This window comes from Alistipes sp. 56_sp_Nov_56_25, from assembly GCF_001915285.1.
GTDB classification, from domain to species: Bacteria; Bacteroidota; Bacteroidia; order Bacteroidales; family Rikenellaceae; genus Alistipes; species Alistipes shahii.
Map to the genome: position 1 here is coordinate 172223 of NZ_MNQF01000002.1, position 20803 is coordinate 193025.

Consider the following 20803-nt stretch of genomic DNA (forward strand, 5'->3'; position numbering starts at 1 on the left):
TTCATTCAGCCCTCTCGGTGTGATAATATGGTCGTATAGGGCGTGGCGCGAAATTTTCCGACCGGCGCCCTTTCGATTTTTCATTCTTAATTTACCGTCATGATTTACCCTGCTACATTCGAGCAAAAGATAGGTTTCGACCGGCTCCGCGAGCAGGTCGCGGCACGTTGCACCATGCGCGCCGCCCGCGAGCGGCTCGCCGCGGAGGGCTTTTCGACCTCTGCGCGCGAGATCGAACGGCGGCTGGCGCTCGCCGACGAAATGCGCCTGCTGCTGGATATGGAGCATGATTTCCCCGGGGGCGAGTACCCCGACGTCGATTACATCGTCGCCAAACTGCGCGTCGAAGGTTCGTTCCTCGACGTGGAGGAGGTCGTGACCCTGCGCCGGGCGCTGGCCGCAATCGGCGGCATCGTCTCGTTCATCATCAGCCGCGAGGAGCGTTATCCGGCCCTCCATGCCCGCACGCGGGGCGTTGCGGCCTTTCCGGAGATCGTGCAGCGCATCGACGGCATTCTCGACCGCTTCGGCCAGGTGAAGGACAACGCCTCGCCCGCCCTGCAGGAGATCCGCCGCTCCATCCGCGAACGCGAAGGGCAGGCGGCCAAGCGGTTGCAGGCCGTGCTGTCTGCGGCCAAGGGGGCGGGCATCGTCGATGCCGACGCCCAGATCTCGATCCGCGACGGCAAGGCCGTGATCCCGGTTTCGGCGGGCAACAAACGCAAACTGAACGGCTTTATCCACGACGAATCGGCGACGGGCAAAACCTTCTACGTCGAACCGGTCGAGGTGGTGGAGATCAACAACGAACTGCGCGAACTGGAGTACGCCGAGCGGCGCGAGGTGGTGCGCATCCTCACGGAGTTTACCGAAGCGATCCGTCCCGACGCGGGGCTGATCGCCGATTCGGGCGACTACCTGGCCGAGATCGACATGCTGCGCGCCAAGGGCCGCTGGGCCTCGGAGAACGGGTGCGTGCGGCCGATCCTCTCGACGGACGACAGGCTGGTGCTGAAAAACGCCCGCCACCCGCTGTTGCAGCAGACGCTGCGGGCTGCGGGGCGCGAGATCGTGCCGCTGGATTTGCAGCTCGACCGTCGCAAGCGCATCCTCGTCATCTCGGGACCCAACGCCGGCGGCAAGTCGGTCTGCCTGAAAACCACGGGCATCGTGCAGTACATGTTCCAGTGCGGGTTTCCGGTTCCGGTCTCCGAGGTCTCGGAACTGCCGGTCTTCGAGAGCATTTTCATCGACATCGGCGACGAGCAGTCGATCGACAACGACCTGTCGACCTATTCGTCGCACCTGCTGAACATGAAGCACATGCTGGCGGGCGCTTCGGGCCGCACGCTGGTGCTGATCGACGAGTTCGGGTCGGGAACCGAGCCGGTCATCGGCGGGGCCATCGCCGAGGCGATCCTCGAGCGTCTGCTCGGCAGGGGGTGTTACGGCGTGATCACGACCCACTACGCCAATATCAAGTATTACGCCGCGTCGGTGGAGGGCATCGCCAACGGCGCGATGATGTTCGACGTGCAGAACATCCGGCCGCTGTTCCGGCTGGAAATGGGCAAGCCGGGCAGTTCGTTCGCCGTGGAGATCGCCCGCAAGATCGGGCTTCCGGAGGATATTATCCGTGCGGCGAGCGAGAAGGCCGGGTCGGATCACATCAATATCGAGAAACAGCTGCGCGAGATCGCCCGCGACAAGCATTACTGGGAGCAGAAGCGCGACCGCATCCGTCTGACGGACCGCAAGGTCGAGGAGTTGGAGCAGAACTATGCCGAGCAGCTGGCGAAGATCCGCGCCGAGCGGCAGGAGATTCTGAAAAAAGCCAAGCAGGAGGCCCGGCAGTTGATCGCCGACGCCAACAAACAGATAGAAAATACGATTAAAACCATCCGCGAGGCGCAGGCCGAGAAGGAGCTGACGCGGCTGGCGCGGCGCGAGCTGGACGACTTCCGCGAGGCGGTCGAGAAGGCCGACGAGGCCGGGAACGAAGCCGCCGTGGCCCGCGAGATCGAGCGTATCGAACGCCGCCGCCGACGGCGCGCCGAGCGCAGAGCGCAGCAGGGCGCGCAGCCGGCAGCCGGGGAGGCCGCTCCGCAGCCCGAAAAGCCGCGCGAAGTGGTCGCCGGGTCGAAAGTCCGCATGGCCGGGCAGGAGATGGTCGGCGTGGTGCAGTCGGTGAAGGGAAAGCGGGCGCAGGTGGCGTTCGGACAGATACTCACGACGGTGGACAAAGGGCTGCTGACGGTGGTTTCGAACAACGAATACCGCGAGGCGACACGCCCCGTTGCAGCCCGTACGGTACTCTCGGTGGACATCTCGTCGCGCAAACTCAACTTCAAGGATCACATCGACGTGCGCGGCATGCGGGCCGCCGATGCGTTGGACGAGGTGCGCAACTTCATCGACGACGCGCTGATGGTGGGTGTGGGCACGGTGTCGATTCTCCACGGCAAGGGCACGGGGGCTTTGAAGGAGGAGATTCGCCGCTACCTGCGCACGGTGCCGGAGATCGCCTCGGCGGTCGACGAACATGCCGACCGGGGCGGTGCGGGAATTACGATCGTGACCTTCGATCTGTCGTGATTTTGCAGTCTGCGACTGCTGCTGTTCTTTGTACCTTTTTGCGGAAAAAAGGCACAAAGATCCGGCGACTATGTTGCGGCTTGAGTCTTTTTGACGACCAGAAAGCGGCAAAGAGCTGTAAATATTTTCGTACTTTTGGAAATGAAAGTACAAAAGATAAACCATTGGGTATTTTATGAAATATCGTCTTTCGCAAATCGCCGCCGTCGTGGGCGGCAGGTTCTCCGGAACGGACTGCGAAGTGCAGTCGGTGGTGACCGACAGCCGCTCGCTGACGTGCGAGCTTGGCTCGGGACCGGTGTTCGTCGCCATGTGCGGCGCGAACCACGATTCGCATGCGTTCGTGGCGCAGATGTATGCGCGCGGCGTGCGGGCTTTTATGGTCGAACGGCCTCTCGAAGCCCTGCCGGAGTGCGGTTACGTGGTTGTTGAAAACGCCATTGCGGCCTTGCAGTGTCTGGCGGCCTATCACCGGGCGCAGTTCCGGGGAACGGTGGTGGGCATCACCGGTTCGAACGGCAAGACGGTCATCAAGGAGTGGATTGCCGAGGAACTGCCCGCGGGGATGAAGTGCTACCGTTCGCCCAAGAGCTACAATTCGCAGCTGGGCGTGCCGCTGTCGGTGCTGATGATCGAGGGCGACGAGCAGCTGGCGCTGATTGAGGCGGGGATTTCGAAACCCGGGGAGATGGCGCGGCTGGAGCGCATCATCCGTCCCGACGTGGTGGTTTTCACCTCGATCGGCGACGCGCACCAGGAGAATTTCCTCAATCTGGAGCAGAAATGCGACGAAAAGATGGTTCTGGCCCACCGTGCCGAGACCATCGTTTACCACAGTTATTACGAGCCGCTGGGCCGCATGATCGCCTCGCGCTTCGCGGGGCGGAAGCTCTGCGACGCGGCCTCCTGCCCCGAGGTCCCGGAGACGCTGATCGGCAACGAGGCGTCACGCCGCAACGCCCGGATCGTCGAGGCGTTCTGCGCGGCGATGGGCTATCCCGCGCCGTCGTTTACCGAAGCTCCCGAGGTCGCCATGCGTCTCGAAGTCAAGGACGGCATCAACGACTCGGTGCTGATCAACGACGCCTACAACCTCGATCTCAACTCGCTGGCCCTGGCGCTCGACTACCTGCACAACGTGGCGTTGTCGCGCCGCCGGACGCTCGTGCTGTCGGACATCGCGCAGAGCGGGCTGACCGACGACGAACTTTACGGCCGCGTGGCGGGAATGGTCGCGCGGGCAGGCATAGACACGCTCGTCGGCATCGGTCCCAAACTGAAGCGTTACGCCGCGCTGTTCGGCTGCGACAGGGAGTTTTACGCCTCGACCGACGAGTGCATCGCCCGCATCGGCCGCAGGGCCGTGGCCGGGCGTGCCGTCTTGTTGAAAGGCGCGCGGGAGTACCGTTTCGAGAAACTCGCGCATGCGCTGGCGCGCAAGAGCCACACGACGGTGCTGGAGGTCGATCTCGACGCCATGATCCACAACCTGAACTATTTCCGCTCGAAGCTCGACTTTCGGACCCGGCTCGTGGCGATGGTCAAGGCGGGTTCGTACGGCGCGGGGGATTTCGAGGTGGCGCAGATGCTCCAGCATCAGGGCGTCGACTACCTCGCCGTGGCGTTCGCCGACGAGGGCGTGCTGTTGCGCGAGCGGGGGATCACGATGCCCGTCGTGGTGCTGAATGCCGACGCCGACAGTTTCGACCAGATGATCGCCAACCGCCTCGAACCCGAGATATACAGTTTCCGTTCGCTCGCCGATTTCGCCGATGCGGTGTCGCATGCGGGCGAAACCCGCTATCCGGTTCACATCAAGCTCGATACGGGCATGCACCGGCTGGGATTCATGGAGGGGGAGATCGGGCGGTTGTGCGAGGTGCTGCCGACATTGCCCGCCGTGAAGGTGGCGTCGGTCTTTTCGCACCTGAACTGCGCCGACATGCCCGAAGAGGATGCCTACACCCGGGAGCAGATCGCGCGCTACGACCGCATGAGCGCCGCCGTAGCCGCGTCGCTGCCCTATTCCGTCATCCGCCATACGGCCAATTCGGCGGCCATCGAGCGGTTCCCCGAGGCGCGGTTCGACATGTGCCGCCTCGGGCTGGGGCTTTACGGCTTCGGCTGGGAGCACAATGCGGGCCTGCGCCCGGTTTCGGCGCTCAAAACCCGCATCGTGCAGATCAAGCGTCTCGAAGCGGGCGACGCCGTGGGCTACGGGCGCGCCGGGAAATTGCTGCGGCCGACCGTGACGGCGACCGTGCCGATCGGTTACGCCGACGGGCTGGACCGCCATCTGGGCTGCGGACGCTGGTCGATGCGTGTGGCCGGGCGGCCTGCGCCGATCGTGGGCCGCGTCTGCATGGACAGCTGCATGATCGACATCACGGACATTCCGGGCGTCGGCGAGGGCGACGAAGTGACGGTCTTCTCCGCCGAGCCGGGCAACGACCTCGAAACGATGGCCCGGGTGCTCGACACGATACCTTACGAGATTATGACGTCGGTCTCGTCGCGTGTGAAACGAATCTACCTCAAGGAATAAGGCGCGGAGCGCAATTCATAATTCAGAATTCACAATTCAGAATTATGCCTGCGAACCTAATTAATTATGCATTATGAATTCTGAATTTGGAATTTTATACCTGATTCCCTGTCCGATTTCGGACGAAACGGCGCCGTGGGACGTGCTGCCTGCGGCCAACCGGGCCGTGATGGATGCGCTGGACTACTTCATCGTCGAGAACACCCGCACGGCGCGGCGTTTCCTGTCGAAAGCCGGCATCGCGCGGTCCATCGGCGAACTGGAATTCCGCGAACTGAACGAGCACACCGCGGCCGGCCGCGAAATCGAGGAGCTGATCGCGCCGCTGCTCGAAGGCCGCTCGGCGGGGGTGATCTCCGAGGCGGGCGTGCCGGGCGTGGCGGATCCCGGGGCGCCGGTCGTCGGGGCGTGCCACCGCCGCGGCATCCGCGTCGTGCCGCTCGTCGGCCCATCGTCGATCATTTTGGCGGTGATGGCCTCGGGACTCAACGGACAGTCGTTCGCTTTCAACGGCTACCTGCCCGTGAAGCCGCCCGAACGGACCCGGGCCATCCGTTTCTTCGAACGCCGTGCGCTGGCGGAGGGGCAGTCGCAGCTTTTCATCGAAGCTCCGTACCGCAACGTGAAGCTGATGGAGCAGTTGGTGCAGACGCTCGGAGACCAGACGCGCCTGACCGTCGCCGTGGACCTCACGGCTCCGGACGAGCGGATCGAGACCCATACGGCCGGGGAGTGGCGCCGCCGCCAGCTGCCCGAAATGAACAGGCGCCCGGCCATTTTCATCATCGGATAAGCGCAGCCTTGCCGTGAAGCGGCTTTTGGGCGGTAGCGCGCAGGCCGGTTCGATGTCCGGCATGCAGGCATTGTCCTTGAAGCCCGCCTCTTGGCCGGGTTGGTATGCAATTTGTTCGAATAAGGGGAGGAAAACTGAAAAATTACAAGATATGAAAAAAGAAAAAGTTTATAATGAGGCTGTTAGCGGCGACGAAGGGTTCACCCCCGGCGATGGTTATCCGTCGTGCGACGGGGAGCCTTGTGCCAATGTGTCAGATGAAACCGACGAGGCGACTGACACATTGGCAGACGGAGAACCCGCTGCCGAAGCCGACGCAGCCAAGGCGCTCGAAGAGGCCGTGGCCCAGTGGCAGGACAAGTACGTCCGCCTGCAAGCCGAGTTCGACAACTACCGCAAGCGCACGCTCAAGGAGAAGATGGACTTGGTGCAGACCGGGGGCCGCGACGTGCTGCTGGAGATGCTGCCTGTGCGCGACGACGTGCAGCGCGCCGTGGACGCCATGCAGAAGAGCGACGATCTGGAGGCGCTGCGGGCGGGCGTGACGCTCATTTCACAGAAATTTACCGAGGCGCTCCGCCGCAAGGGCGTGACCGAGATCGAGGTGCTGGACAAGGAGTTCGACGCCGATTTTTCGGAGGCCGTTGCCCGGTTCGCCGCCGGCGACGAGAAGAAGGGCAAGGTCATCGACGTCGTTCAGACGGGTTACATGCTGGGCGAGAAGGTGCTGCGCTTCGCAAAAGTAGTTGTAGGAGAGTAAGACCATGGCAGAAAAAAGGGATTACTACGAAGTGCTGGGCGTTGCGAAGAACGCTAACGCAGACGAAATAAAGAAGGCCTACCGCAAAGCGGCCATCCAGTTCCACCCCGACAAAAACCCCGGGGACAAGGAGGCCGAGGAGAAATTCAAGGAGGCCGCAGAGGCCTACGACGTGCTGTCGAACCCCGACAAGCGCGCCCGTTACGACCAGTTCGGCCATGCCGGAATGAGCGGCGCGGCAGGCGGCGGGGCCGGCGGCTTCGGCGGCTTCGGCGGCGGAGGGTTCTCGATGGAGGACATCTTCTCGCAGTTCGGCGACATTTTCGGCGGCCATTTCGGGGGCGGATTCCGCTCGTCGAACGGCGGCGGGGGACGGCGCGTGAACCGCGGCTCGGACATCCGCGTGCGGGTCCGTCTGACGCTGGCCGAGATCGCCAACGGAGTTACGAAGAAACTCAAGATCAACAAGACCGTCGCCTGCGACAAGTGCGGCGGCTCGGGAGCCAGGGACGCCAATTCCTATTCGACCTGTTCGACCTGCAACGGCACGGGCTATGTGACGCGGGTGGAGAACACCTTCTTCGGCCGGATGCAGACGCAGGGCGTGTGCCCCACGTGCGGCGGCACGGGCAAGGTGATCACCGCGTCGTGCGACAAGTGCAAGGGCGAAGGCACGCTGCGCGGGCAGGAGGTCGTGGAGATCAAGATCCCGGCCGGCGTGGGCGAGGGCATGGTCCTCACCGTCACGGGCAAGGGCAACGCCGCGCGTCAGGGCGGCGTGAACGGCGACCTGCAGGTGGTGATCGAGGAGGAGCGCAACCCCGAACTGGTGCGTGACGGCAACGATCTGATCCACAACCTGAACATCACCGTGACGACGGCCCTGTTGGGCGGTACGGTCGAGGTTCCGACGGTGGACGGGCGCGCCAAGATCAAGATCGCCCCGGGAACGCATGCCGGCAAGGTGCTGCGCCTGGGCGGCAAGGGACTGCCCGACGTGAACGGCTACGGTCGCGGCGACGAACTGGTGGTGGTGGACATCACCGTTCCGTCGAAACTCTCGGCCGAGGAGCGAAAACTCGTCGAGCAGTTGGCCGCGCAGCCCTCTTTCCAGAAGGTGGAGTCGGTCAAGAACCAGAATATTTTCGAACGGATGAAAAGCTTCTTCAGGTAATAATCCGGGATGAATTATTAATCGTTCGTACATTGATTCCGGCTTGTAATTGGCGGCGGAATGCCGCGTTTGCAAATCTGACCCACCCCTAAACCCCCGCCTGAGGCGGGGGCTTGTCGCAATGCAACCACAATAAAGAGAGTCATGCAATAAAATTGCGAAGATATTCGTATCTTTACAAAAAATAGAACGACCATGTTAGGCTTTACCCCTTTCAAACGGCACCCGAACAAATTCAATTACATCCCGCGTTATTACGACCCCGAGAAGGAGGCCCGTGAACAGCGCCGTGCCGAGTTGCGCGGCGAGCGCGCCGAGGATGCCGACCGCGAATACCAGCCCGGACAGTACATCCGCACCCAGCGCGAAGCCCGGGATGCGCGGCGTTCGAACGAGGAGGAGCGGGGGCGTATCCGTGTGCTGAAGATGGCCGTGGGGGCCGTGCTGGTGCTGCTTTTCATCTACCTGCTCTACCCGAAGCTGGCCGATGTGTTCCTGCGCGCGCGGACCGCACCCGCGACCGAAACGCAGCAGGTCGGGGAGGAGGAGTTCAATCCCTATGCGCCTATTAGGGTCGTTCCCAACGATTACGAGGAGTAAATGGCAGACAAGATCAGATTATTACCCGAGGTCGTTGCCAACCAGATCGCCGCGGGCGAGGTCGTCAACCGGCCCGCCTCGGTGGTGAAGGAGATGATGGAGAACGCCATCGACGCCGGGGCGACTTCGGTGAAGGTCAACTTCCGCGACGGCGGCAAGGACCTGATCCAAATCGTCGACGACGGCTGTGGCATGTCGCCCATCGACGCGCGCATGGCCTTCGACCGCCACGCCACGAGCAAGATCGGGGCCGTGGAGGATATTTACGCCCTGCACACGTTCGGATTCCGCGGCGAGGCTCTGGCTTCGATCGCCGCCGTGTCGCAGGTCGAACTGCGCACCCGGCAGGCCGGCGACGAGGTGGGTACGCAGACCGAGATCAACGGCGGGCAGTTCGCGGCGCAGAACCCGGTGATGTGTCCCGTGGGTTCGCAGTTCTTCGTGCGCAACCTTTTCTACAACGTCCCGGCGCGCCGCCGTTTTCTGGACAAGAGCACCACCTCGGCGTCGCAGATCAAGGCCGAGTTCCAGCGCATCGCGCTCTGTAACCCGCAGATCGCCTTCGAACTCTACGCCAACGACGCTCCGGTCTATACGTTGCAGGCCGGATCGCTGGCGGGACGCATCGTCGACGTGGTGGGGCGTCACATCAAGCAGAACCTGCTGGAGGTCGAGGCCGACACTTCGATCGCCTGCATCGAGGGATATATCGGCCGTCCGGCTGCCGCCAAGAAACGCAACACGGAGCAATACCTTTTTGTCAACGGGCGCTTTTTCAAGAGCACCTATCTGACGAGCGCCATTCTGAAAGCCTACGAGAAGCTGATTCCCGAGAGCTGCCAGCCCTCCTATTTCCTCTACCTGACGCTCGATCCCGGGCGTATCGACGTCAACGTGCACCCGCAGAAAACCGAGGTCAAGTTCGCCGACGAGGAGGCCGTGTGGCAGATCGTCAACGCCGCTGTGCGCGAGACGCTGGCCAAAACGGGCGCCGTGCCGCTGATGGATTTCGACCGGGACAGCCCGGTGGAGATTCCCGTTTTGCAGAAAGGAACCGTGTACAGCGAGCCGTTGGCCATGTCGAACAGCGACTACAACCCTTTCCGCGAGGAGTATATCGACCCTTCGGCGCCCGATCCCAACGAGGATTTCACGGGCTTCGACGTGCCGTACCGCGACGGCGGGGTCGTGTCGGACAACTCTGCCGCGGGATTCCGCACGGGCGGAGGCCGGAGCGCCGCGCCGTCGTTCCCGCAGGCCGCGGCGGGCGGATTCGCCCTGCCGGGTGCGGACGCCGGGGAGTTTGAGGAGTTCGAGTCGGGAGGCGGTTTCGAGATCACCCCTTCGGGCGGCGGATTCGACGACAGCGCCCTGGATTTCATCCCTTCGTCGGCCGCTCCCGAACAGCAGCGGTTCGACATGCCGCAGCGTCCGGAATTCACCGATGCGCTGCCGCTGCCGGGCGGATATGTCGCCGCTCTGCTGGGCGGCCGCTTCGTGGTGGTCGACGTGCGGCGCGCCCGCGAGCGGATTCTTTACGAGGATTACCTCCGGATGCTGGGCAACGGCTCGTCGGTGAGCCAGCAGCTGCTGTTCCCCGAACGGCTGGTCCTTTCGGGCGACGAATACGCCCTGCTGGAGGAGAATGCCGTGGAGTTCGCTGCCCTGGGCTTCGACATCGACTTCTGCGGCGAAGGGACCGTCGAAGTGAGGGGCACGCCCGCCGACATGCCCGCCGACGCCGTGGACCGGCTGCTGTTCGACCTGTTGCAGGCCTTTGCGACTCCGGTGTCGCTCTCCGATGTGCGGCGCGAGAAGATCGCCGGCGTGATGGCCCGCTCCGGCGCCAAGGGTGCGGGGCGGACCATGTCGCGCGAGGAGGCCGCGGCGCTGCTCGCACAGCTGGCCGACACGGGCAGTTTCAGTTTTTCGCCCTCGGGCAAGGCGATCACCGCCGAGATCACGCCGGAAGATTTGCGCGCCAAGTTGGGATAATCCGGCGGAAAAGAGTTACATTTGCAAAAATTAAAACGCATGAACCGCTATTTTCAGACCCCTCCGGTGGTCAAGAATTTGATAATCATCAATGTACTGGTTTACATGGCCACGGCGCTGCTGCCCGTCGGCGACACGATCATGCAGTATTGCGCCCTGTCGCTGGGAACGCCCTATTTCCATACCTACCAGTTCATCACCTACATGTTCCTGCATGCCAATTTCGAACATATCTTCTTCAACATGTTCGCATTGTGGATGTTCGGGCGTACGCTCGAATACGAACTCGGCTCGCAGCGTTTCCTGACCTTCTACATGGTCTGCGGCGTGGGTGCGGCGCTGATCCAGTACCTCACGGCGCTGGCGTTCGGCGAACTGCCGCTGCTGCTGGTCGGCGCGTCGGGCGCGGTGATGGGCCTGCTGCTGGCGTTCGGCGTGATGCATCCCAATGCGGTCATCATGCTGCTGATTCCGCCTATTCCGATGAAGGCCAAGTGGTTCGTCATCATCTATGCCGTCATCGAGCTGTTCCTCGGATGGAGGGGCGTGGGCAACGTGGCTCATTTCGCCCATGTGGGCGGCATGCTGTGGGGATTCCTGCTGCTGCATTGGTGGAAACGCCGGGGAACGATCCGTTTTTAGACGATGGCTCCCGATTACTATAACGGATACGGGGGAGGCCCTTCGGGGAAACGGCGCCGCAGTCTCGTCATGCGGCTCGTCGACCTGGCGCTGACGCTCGTGACGCTGGCCGTGGGCGCGACGATGGTTCTCACCTATTTCGTCCCCTATGTCGATCCGGGCAGCGTGTGGTTCTTTCCCGTGCTGGGGCTGGCCGCTCCGGTGGTCTATGTCGCGTCGGTCGTGCTGACGCTCTACTGGATCATCCGCTGGCGCTGGGTGTGCGCCGGGGCGATGCTGGTCGTCGTCGTGGCGGGGCTTTTCAAGGTCTCGCTCTTCTGGCGTCCTGAAATCCGCCGCAGCTATGCCACGGAGACGGCCTTCGACCGCGCTGCTGTCAAGGTTATGAGCTACAACGTGCGCAGTTTCTACGGCGAGGACGGCCGGAGCAGCGTCGACGACATCCTGCGCCTGATCGAGGAGCAGGCTCCGGACCTGATCTGCCTCCAGGAGTTCAATGCCCGCCTCGCGGAGCAGTCCGAGGAGTTTTCGCTGCTGGGCGAGAAGTACGAGATCGCGCACTTCGGACGCACGCAGGCCCCGGATTCGGTCTACGGCTCGACGCTGACCATCTTGAGCAAATACCGCATCCTGCGTTCGGACACCGTGCTGACGCCTTCGTCTTCGGTCTGGGCCGACGTGATTGTGGGCGAGGACACCGTGCGGGTTTTCAACAACCACCTGCGCTCGACGGCCATCAACGCTTCGGACAACCAGTTCATCACCAGCCATCAGTTTCTCTCGGACACAGCGCGCGAGACCAAAATCCGCAGTATCGTGACCCGTTTGCGCGAGAATAGCGTGCTTCGGGCCGCGCAGGTCGACAGCATCGCGCAGGTCGTGGGTGCGACGCGCACGCGGCGGATCGTCTGCGGCGATTTCAACGATACGCCCATGTCGTATGTCTACCGCACGATGGCGCGGGGGCTGCGCGACGCCTTCCGTGAGTGCGGGTCGGGCTATTCGCATACGTTCCGCGGTTTCTACAACACGCTGCGCATCGACTACGTGTTGAGCGGCGGTTTCGAACCGCTCTCCTACGAGGTGCTTCCGGTCGACTATTCGGACCACCATCCCGTCGTCGTGCGGCTTCGGAAAAGTTCCTGACGAATTACCCGGAAAACGGGATGCCCCGGCGGAAACACTCTTTCCGCCGGTTTTAATTTGCCGGCAGGTGTTGTCCGGAACGATTTTTTTGCTATCTTGTGGAAAAATTCAGCCAATCGTTCGCCATGATCCGATCCCTTCCGCTCGTAAGGAGAACGCTTCTCCTCTCCGTATGTGGGCTGTTCCTTTTCTCCGGCCGGCTTTTTGCCGGAAATCCGTTGCTGATGCCTTCCGAAGCCCCTTACGGGGCGCCCCGCTTCGACCGTATCCATGCCGCCGACATCATGCCCGCCATTGAGGAGGGCATCCGCGCCTACAAGGCCGGGATTGCGAAAATCAGGGCGCTGGACCCCGCGGAGGCGACTTTCGAAAACGTCGTCGTGCCGCTCGACCGTGCCGACAGCCTGCTGGACGTTCCGCGCGCGGTGCTGGGTTACCTGAAATCGAATTTCGGAGGCGACTCCATCATCCGGATCTCTCTGGAATCCGCGCAGCTGACCGGAGAGGCATACGACGCCGTGACGCTCGACACGGCGATCTTCCGCCTGGTGAAGGCCGTCTACGACCGGCGCGATGCGGCCGGGCTGGATTCGCTCCAGCTGCGGACGCTCGGCAAGGTCTACCGGAGCTACATCCGCGGCGGGGCGCTCTGCACGCCCGGGCAGAAGGAGCGGCTCAAGGAGCTGAACCGCGAGATTTCGCTCAAACGCATCCGCCACGGACAGAACATCACGCAGGCGACCCAGGAGTTCGTCCTGTACGTGCAGGACAGCAGCCTGCTCGACGGGCTTGCGGGGACGACCCGGCAGCGTTTCGCCCGCAATGCGGCCCGGCAGGGGCATCAGGGCGTCTGGGCCGTCGGGTTCACGAACGGCGACTATGCGTCGGTCATGGCTTCGGCCACGAACCGCGACCTGCGCAGGAGACTCTACGAGGCCTACACCTCGCGCTGCATGGACCGGAAGTACGACAACCGCCAGTTGTCGGTCGACATCGTCAACCTGCGTCTCGAACGGGCCCGGATGCTGGGATACGAGAACTATGCCGCCTACACGCAGGAGACGAACATGGCCGGGACGCCCGAAAAGGTCCGCGAACTGCTGCTGCCGCTCAAGGACGCTGCCGCGGGGAAGGGGCGTGCGGAGCGTGCCGAACTGGAGGCTTTCGCCGTGAAATACGAGCGGGATTCGGCCTTCCGGCTGGAACCGTGGGACGTGGCCTTCTATTCGGGCAAGCTGCGCAAGGCGAAATTCGGGTCCGAACTGGGGCGCATGCGCAACTACCTGTTTTTCGACAATGTGCTCAACGACGGCGTTTTCTATGTGGCCAACCGTCTTTTCGGAATCACGCTGACGCAGCGCACGGACATTCCCGTTTTCCACCCCGACGTGCTGACCTTCGAGGCGAAAGACGCCGAAGGCCGCCCCCTCGGACTGCTTTATCTGGATTGCTTCGTCCGCAAGGGCAAACGCGGCGGCGCGTGGTGCTCGCGCCTGCGCGGGTATTCGTGCGCCGGAGAGCGGGAGGTGCTGCCGCTGGTGACCATCAGCTGCAACTTCTCGCGTGCGGCCGAAGGCAGGCCGAAGCTGCTGTCGACCTCCGAGGTCAAGACCCTCTTCCACGAATTCGGACACGCTCTGGCGGGTTTCCTCTCGCGCGGGCCGTATCCGCAGGTGACGGGCAGCTTCCCGCGCGACATGGTCGAACTGCCCTCGCAGTTGAACGAGCATTGGGCCTGGGAGCCGGAGGTGATGAAACACTACGCCCGCGATTACGAGACGGGGCGTCCGATTCCCGATGCGCTGATCGCGAAGTTCAAGGAGTCGGAGAACTTCCTGAAGGGGCTTTACCTGACCGATTTCTATGCCACCGCGCTGCTCGACCTCGAATGGCACACCGTGCTGCGGCCGGTCGAAGGGTGCGACGTGGCGGCTTTCGAACGGGCCTTCCTGAAACGTTACGACTTCCCGGAGCATACCGCTTTACGCTTCCGGACGACCTATTACAACCACATCTTCGCCAGCAGTTACCCCGCGCAGTACTACTCCTACACGTGGTCGGCGGTGCTGGACACCGATGCCTTCGCGGCATTCACTGGCACGGGCGATATTTTCGATCCCGAAACCGCGCGCCGTTACCGCCGCCATATCCTGACCGAAGCGGGCTATGACGAGCCGATGGCGCAGTACGTGCGTTTCCGCGGCGCCGTGCCCGACGTGAAGCCCCTGATGCGCCGTTACGGGCTGGCGGAATAGCGGCCCGGCGGAACGGAACAGCCCCGGCCCGATGAGCCGGGGCTGTTCCGTTCGGTCACTCTCCGATCTTCTTGCGCGGGTGGACCATGTTTTCGGGTTGCAGCACCTTGTGCAACTCCTCTTCGCTCATCAGCTTATGCTCGAGTACGAGGTCGTAGATGCCCTTGCCGGTTTTGAGGGCCTCCTTGGCCAGCATGCTCGACGTTTCGTAGCCCAGATAGGGGTTGAGCGCAGTCACCAGCCCGATGCTGTTAAAGACCATCCGGCGGCAGACCTCCTCGTTGGCCGTGATGCCGGCGATGCACTTCTCGCGCAGCGTGTTCATGGCGTTGATCAGCATTTCGATGCTCTCGAACAGGCAGTGGACGATGATCGGCTCCATGACGTTCAGTTCGAGCTGTCCGGCTTCCGATGCGATCGTCACGGTGAGGTCGTTGCCGATCACGCGGAACGCTACCTGGTTGACGACTTCGGGGATCACGGGGTTGACCTTGCCCGGCATGATCGACGATCCCGGCTGGCGCGGCGGGAGGTTGATCTCGTTCAGCCCGCAGCGGGGACCCGACGAGAGCAGCCGCAGGTCGTTGCAGATTTTCGAGAGTTTCACCGCAAGGCGTTTCTGGGCCGAGGAGTTCATAATGAAGGCGCCCGTGTCGCTCGTGGCCTCGATCATGTTCGACGCCTCGACGAGCGGCAGTCCGGTGATCTCGCGCAGGTAACGGGTGCAAAGCCCGGCGTAGTCGGGGTCGGCGTTGATGCCCGTTCCGATGGCCGTGGCCCCCATGTTGATCTCGAAGAAAAGTTTCATGTTGGCCGTCAGCCGCTCGGTCTCCTCGGTGAGGTTGGCGGCGTAGGCTTCGAACTCCTGTCCGAGGGTCATCGGCACGGCGTCCTGAAGCTGCGTGCGGCCCATCTTGATGATGCCGGAGAACTCCTCGCCCTTGGCGTGGAACGCCGCGATGAGTTCGCGCAGCGAGGCCACCAGTTTCTCGATGCTGCGCACCAGTGCGATCCTCACGGCCGTGGGGTAGGCGTCGTTGGTCGACTGCGAGAGGTTGACGTGGTTGTTGGGGTGGCAGAACTGATATTCGCCCTTTTCATGGCCGAGGAGTTCGAGCGCCCGGTTGGCGATCACTTCGTTGGCGTTCATGTTGGTCGACGTGCCGGCGCCGCCCTGCACCATGTCGACGACGAACTGCTCCTCGAGTTTGCCGGCGCGCAGTTCCTCGCAGGCCCGGATGATCGCGTCGGCGATCGCCGGGTCGAGCAGTCCCAGGTCGCGGTTGGCCATCGCGGCGCCCTGCTTGACGTCGGCCAGGGCGCGGATCAGCTCCGGGAAGAAGTTGAGCCGCACGCGGCTGATGTGGAAATTCTCCACTGCGCGCATGGTCTGCACGCCGAAATAATACTCCGCCGGGATTTCCATTTCGCCCAGCAGATCGTGTTCACGACGGGTTTTGCCCGAAAGTCTGATTTCCGTAAAGTCCATGATCGGTATGTTTTTATTAAAGGTACGCAAAAGCGGGGTGGCGTCCAAGCCGAATCGGGCACGGTCCGGTAAGACGTTCCGACATCAAATATAATGCTTTTTCCGCCACTTTGTCAAAACAAAAAATCTTGTTAACTTTGTATTCGCTCCGCGGGGTCGCAGAATTCGGCGGCGGACGAACGCAGAACCGAAAAACAAATAAAGAATATGATTTTAGACTCTCTGAAAAACAGCGCGCTTTACTACGGCGTAAGCCCGCGCATGAAACAGGCTTTCGAACTGATCGCCTCGACCGACTGGACGACGATGGAACCGGGTATTCACGAACTCGACGGCAAGGACATCTACGTCAACGTCATGGAGCGCGAGCTGAAACAGAAGCCCGACGCCAAACTCGAAATCCACAACGAGTACATCGACATCCAGGTTCTCATCCGGGGCGAGGAGGAGTCCTTCGGCTGGAGCGAGCGCAGGGAGCTCAAGAAGCCGCTGGGCGAATTCAGCGTCGAGAATGACATCCAGCTCTTCGACGACGTGCCGCAGACCTATTACACGATGCGTCCGGGACAGTTTACGGTGCTTTTCCCCGAGGACGGGCACGCTCCGATGGTGGGCGAGGGCACGGTGCGCAAGATTATCGTCAAAGTGCGCAAATAAGCGCCGCAGGCGATACCGCTACGGGCCGGAGCATAGTCTCCGGCCTTTTTTCAGGCGGCGGCAAACGCTGTGTGCCGCGGGGCGATGCGCAGGCTGAGCCATGAGCAGAGGGCGCAGACGATGAAGACCGCACCTGTGGAGAGGAGCGTGTCGCCGATGCCGACCAGCGGCGACACGATGCCGCCGAACGAGAAGCAGATGGCGCCCAGCATGGCCGAGGCAGTTCCGGCGTATTCGCGGGCCGCTCCCATGGCCAGCGCCGTGGAGGAAGTGAAGGTGAGCCCCATGGCGAAGAGCAGGCCGAAAAGCAGTCCCTCGTAGACCCAGAACCCGCATCCGAGGCCTAGGGCCACGGCTTCGGCAGCGGCGAAGAGGAGCATGCCCATACATCCGGCTCGGGTGCTTCGTTCGGGGTTGCGGAAGCGGATCGAGAAAGCCGCGGCACTGCCGATGGCCACGGCGTTGACGGCGAAGCAGATGCTAAATTCGAACGCCGAAAATCCGTAGTGTCCCTGCATGATGAAGGGCGAGGAGGCGATGTAGGCGAACAGCACGCCCTGGGCGAAACCCATCTGCAGGACGTAGGCCACGTAGCGGCGGTTGCGGAGCACGGTGCCGAAACTGCGGAAAATGTCGCCCCAGGCTACGGCGCTGCGGCGTTCGGCCGGGAGCGACTCGCGGAGGCGGAAACAACCTGCGAGCAGGACGCATCCCAGCATCAGCAGGATGCAGAAGATGCCCTGCCAGCCGATAGAGTCGGTGAGGGTGCCGCCGATGATGGGGGCGACGACCGGAGCCACGCCGTTGACGGCGCCGATCAGCGCCAGCATCCGGGCCAGGTCGCGGCCTCCGAACCGGTCGGTGGCGACCGACCGCGAAATGACAATGCCGCCCGAACCGGCGATGCCCTGCAGGAAACGCGCAGTGACGAATTGGCGGATGTCCGAGGCGAAGATGCAGAGCAGGGTGGAGCCGATGAAGAGCCACATGGCCGTCAGCAGCGGCGTTCGGCGTCCGTATTTGTCGCTCAGGGGACCGAAGAGCAGCTGTCCGGCAGCCAGGCCGATCATGCTGGTGGTGAGTCCCATCTGCACCATCGACGAGGAGGTATGGAAGAAATCCGTCATGGCGGGCAGCGTCGGCAGGTACATATCCGTTACGAACGGACCGAATGCTGTCAGCAGGCCCAGCAGGACGAGCAGGTAAATTTTGCTGTTGTCTTTGTTCATAATACGCTGTTTTATCGTAGCAAAATTACTCTGAATTTTCGCCCTGCGAATCGCCTTTTGGGACGGGGTGTAGTTCAATTTCGGAACTGTCCGGACCGAAAAAATCCATGTATCAACCCACTTGGGAGAGGCTTTATTTGCCGATTCCGAAGTAGCGGAATCCGGCGGCTATGACTTCCGGTTTGTCGAAGATATTGCGGCCATCGACGATCGTCTCGCCGCGCATCGCCGTGTACAACTGGGCCCAGTCGGGCATGCGGAACTCTTTCCATTCGGTGATGAGTGCCACGGCGTCGGCTCCCTCCGCGGCCTCGTACATCGTCCGGGCATAGCGGATCGGCCGGCCGGCCATCCGCCGCTGCGATTCGGGCATGGCGACCGGGTCGTAAACACAGACCTTGGCGCCGGCATTCAGCAGGTGGTCGATCACCACCGTTGCCGGAGCTTCGCGCATGTCGTCGGTCTCGGGCTTGAAGGCCAGCCCCCAGATTGCGACGACCTTGCCCCGCAGGTCGCCCAACGCGGTCTGCAATTTCTCGAAAACAATCCCTTTCTGCTGCTCGTTGACCCGCTCGACGGCCTCGATGACCTGCATCGTGTAGCCGTGTTCCCGGGCCGTGTGGGCTAGCGCCTTCACGTCCTTCGGGAAGCATGAACCGCCGTAGCCGCAGCCGGGGTAGAGGAACTTGTTGCCGATGCGGGCGTCGGAGCCGATGCCCTTGCGGACCATCTCCACGTCGGCGCCCACGCGGTCGCACAGGTTGGCGATCTCGTTCATAAACGAAATGCGCGTCGCGAGCATGGCGTTGGCTGCGTATTTGGTCATTTCGGCCGAGGGAATGTCCATGAACAGCACGCGGAAATTGGTGATCAGGAACGGCCGGTAGAGCTTGGCCATCAGCTTGCGCGCCCGTTCGCTGTCGACGCCCACGACCACGCGGTCGGGCGACATGAAGTCCTTGATCGCCGCACCTTCCTTCAGGAATTCGGGGTTCGAGGCAACGTCGAACGGGACCTTGCAGCCGCGCTTCTCGAGTTCCTCCTCGATCACGGCGCGCACCTTCTGCGCCGTGCCCACGGGGACGGTGCTCTTGGTGACCAGCACGGTGTATTTCCGGATGTGGCGACCGAAGGTGCGGGCCACGTCGAGAACGTATTTCAGGTCGGCCGAACCGTCCTCGTCGGGCGGGGTTCCGACGGCCGAGAAGACCACCTCGACATGGGGCAGGCACTCCGTGAGGTCGGTGGTGAAATGCAGGCGTCCCGCCTCCACGTTGCGCCGCACAAGCTCTTCAAGTCCCGGCTCGTAGATCGGGATAACGCCTGCGTTCAGACCCTCTATCTTTTCGGCGTCTATGTCCACGCAGGTGATGTCGAGTCCCATTTCGGCGAAGCAGGCCCCCGATACGAGTCCTACGTAACCCGTTCCCACGATTGCAATTTTCATCATAATTCCTGGAGTTTTTTCTTTCGGAATGTAAATATAGTCTTTTTTTCGAAATATCCCCGCCGCAGTACGAAAAAGGGCGGTCCGAAGACCGCCCCTGCGTCGTTCTATTTTCCGCACCTGCATCCGGCGACAGCCTCCGCCAGCGTTGCGCAGGGATCGCACATCTCGTGCGAGTAGCCCTGTTTCATCTCCACGGGATCGCACAGGGGTTCCCACTTCATCTTCTGGGCGAACTCCGCGAGCAGGCGCACCGAGGCTCCGGCCCAGCAGAACGAACCGAACCAGCCGAATCTGCGCCGGGGAATGCCGCGCGCGGCGATGCGGTCGAGCAGTTCGGCCACGGGCGGGAACAGGTTGCCGTTGTAGGTCGGGCCGCCGACGATCAGCGTGTCGAAACGGAAAACGTCGCGCAGGACCACCGACGGGTCGGCGTAGGAGAGGTTGTAGACCCGGATCGGGCCGACCTCCCGCGAGGCCAGTTCGCGCGCGATGCGCTCGGCCATCTGCTCCGTGTTGCCGTACATCGAGGCGTAGGCCACGACCACGCCCGGTTCGCCTTCGTAGCGGCTCAGACGGTCGTAAATATCCAGAACCTTTGCGATCTGCCGCTGCCATACGGGTCCGTGCGTCGAACAGATCGTCCCGACGGGCAGCGTGCGGACCTTCTGGAGCGCCTTCTGCACGGGACCGCCGTACTTGCCCACGATGCAGGCGTAGTAGCGGCGCATCTCGTCCCAGTAGCGGTCGGTCTCGACCTGCGAATCGGTGATGCCGCCGTCGAGCGCCCCGAACGTGCCGAAAGCGTCGCCGGAGAAGAGCGTCCGGTCGCCGGCGCACCACGTGACCATCGTCTCGGGCCAGTGCACCATCGGGATCATGTGGAACGACAGCGTCTTGCCGCCCAGATCGAGCGTGTTGCCCTCCTTGACCTCGACCGTGCCCCCGGCGATGCCGTAAAACCCTTCGATCATCTGGAGCGTCTTGGCATTGCCGACGATCTCGATGTCGGGATAGATGCGGCGCAGCGCTGCGATCGACGACGAGTGGTCGGGTTCCATGTGGTTGACGACCAGATAATCGATCTTCCTTTCGCCGATGGCCTCGCTGATGTTGGCTTCGAGGCGGCTGCCGAAGGACTCTTCGACGGTGTCGATCAGGGCGATCTTTTCGCCTGCGACCAGATAGGCGTTGTACGACACGCCCATCGGAAGCGACCAGAGGGCTTCGAAGCGCGTGGTGGTGCGGTCATTGACCCCGACGTAGTGGATGCCGGGAAGTATTTCGGTAATTGCCATAAACCTTTTTTGTTTTGTTTTGGCACAAATTTACAAAAAATATTTTTCCGGCGCTACTGCCGGCTTTTTTATTGCTCCGGCAAGTTGCATGCCGGGGTGCGGAAGAGTCCCGTGCGCGGCGCGGCCTTCGCCCGGAAACAAAACGCCGCAACCCGATGAAGGGTTGCGGCGCATGCCG

15 protein-coding genes are annotated in these 20803 nt (G+C 62.5%); 11 read left to right on the forward strand and 4 right to left on the reverse strand.

Translation table 11 applies throughout. The annotated features are described in order from the left end of the window. The first annotated feature begins 99 nt into the window (after positions 1-99). The 10 genes from BHV64_RS01480 (at position 100) to BHV64_RS01525 (ending at position 14505) form a co-directional block, all read left to right on the forward strand. Positions 100-2595: an endonuclease MutS2 gene (locus tag BHV64_RS01480; RefSeq protein ID WP_147620366.1), complete on the forward strand. Its 2496-nt coding sequence runs from the start codon at positions 100-102 to the stop codon at positions 2593-2595. A gap of 175 nt (positions 2596-2770) precedes the next feature. Next, the gene (gene alr / locus BHV64_RS01485; RefSeq protein WP_195285293.1) at positions 2771-5140 is read left to right on the forward strand and encodes an alanine racemase; all 2370 of its coding nucleotides are present in this window, start codon (positions 2771-2773) and stop codon (positions 5138-5140) included. A gap of 73 nt (positions 5141-5213) precedes the next feature. After that, positions 5214-5933: an SAM-dependent methyltransferase gene (locus BHV64_RS01490; RefSeq protein ID WP_147620364.1), complete on the forward strand. Its 720-nt coding sequence runs from the start codon at positions 5214-5216 to the stop codon at positions 5931-5933. A gap of 151 nt (positions 5934-6084) precedes the next feature. Continuing rightward, positions 6085-6693, forward strand: coding sequence for a nucleotide exchange factor GrpE (locus tag BHV64_RS01495; RefSeq protein WP_022062234.1), 609 nt, complete (start codon positions 6085-6087; stop codon positions 6691-6693). 4 nt (positions 6694-6697) lie between these two features. Next, a complete protein-coding gene (dnaJ, locus tag BHV64_RS01500) occupies positions 6698-7867 on the forward strand; it encodes a molecular chaperone DnaJ (protein WP_288115507.1) in 1170 nt (389 codons plus the stop codon). A gap of 195 nt (positions 7868-8062) precedes the next feature. Continuing rightward, a complete protein-coding gene (locus BHV64_RS01505; protein WP_195525644.1) occupies positions 8063-8467 on the forward strand; it encodes a hypothetical protein in 405 nt (134 codons plus the stop codon). Then, positions 8468-10462, forward strand: coding sequence for a DNA mismatch repair endonuclease MutL (gene mutL, locus BHV64_RS01510; protein ID WP_276769491.1), 1995 nt, complete (start codon positions 8468-8470; stop codon positions 10460-10462). A 39-nt stretch (positions 10463-10501) separates the two neighbouring features. Further along, on the forward strand, positions 10502-11104 hold the full coding sequence (locus BHV64_RS01515; protein ID WP_022062236.1) for a rhomboid family intramembrane serine protease: 603 nt from the start codon (positions 10502-10504) through the stop codon (positions 11102-11104). Between the two features lie 3 nt (positions 11105-11107). After that, on the forward strand, positions 11108-12250 hold the full coding sequence (locus tag BHV64_RS01520; protein ID WP_276769492.1) for an endonuclease/exonuclease/phosphatase family protein: 1143 nt from the start codon (positions 11108-11110) through the stop codon (positions 12248-12250). 224 nt (positions 12251-12474) lie between these two features. Further along, positions 12475-14505 carry a M3 family metallopeptidase gene (locus BHV64_RS01525; RefSeq protein WP_288115508.1) on the forward strand — a complete coding sequence of 677 codons (2031 nt, stop codon included), beginning with the start codon at positions 12475-12477 and terminating at the stop codon, positions 14503-14505. 55 nt (positions 14506-14560) lie between these two features. Here the strand turns inward: BHV64_RS01525 and aspA are convergent, their stop codons facing one another. Continuing rightward, positions 14561-15994, reverse strand: a complete 1434-nt coding sequence (gene aspA / locus BHV64_RS01530) for an aspartate ammonia-lyase (protein ID WP_022062238.1) — start codon at positions 15992-15994, stop codon at positions 14561-14563. A gap of 207 nt (positions 15995-16201) precedes the next feature. Between aspA and BHV64_RS01535 the strand changes: the two genes are divergently transcribed. After that, positions 16202-16651 carry a YhcH/YjgK/YiaL family protein gene (locus tag BHV64_RS01535; RefSeq protein WP_044054534.1) on the forward strand — a complete coding sequence of 150 codons (450 nt, stop codon included), beginning with the start codon at positions 16202-16204 and terminating at the stop codon, positions 16649-16651. Positions 16652-16701: 50 nt separating this feature from the next. On the opposite strand, the gene BHV64_RS01540 is transcribed toward BHV64_RS01535, so the two are convergent. From BHV64_RS01540 to BHV64_RS01550, 3 genes are all read right to left on the reverse strand, one after another. Next, positions 16702-17880: a multidrug effflux MFS transporter gene (locus tag BHV64_RS01540; protein ID WP_015547633.1), complete on the reverse strand. Its 1179-nt coding sequence runs from the start codon at positions 17878-17880 to the stop codon at positions 16702-16704. A 133-nt stretch (positions 17881-18013) separates the two neighbouring features. Continuing rightward, positions 18014-19327 (reverse strand): UDP-glucose dehydrogenase family protein, encoded by a 1314-nt coding sequence (locus BHV64_RS01545; protein ID WP_217727652.1) that lies wholly within the window; start codon positions 19325-19327, stop codon positions 18014-18016. 107 nt (positions 19328-19434) lie between these two features. Next, on the reverse strand, positions 19435-20625 hold the full coding sequence (locus tag BHV64_RS01550) for an FprA family A-type flavoprotein (RefSeq protein WP_288115509.1): 1191 nt from the start codon (positions 20623-20625) through the stop codon (positions 19435-19437). Between the last annotated feature and the right edge of the window lie 178 nt (positions 20626-20803).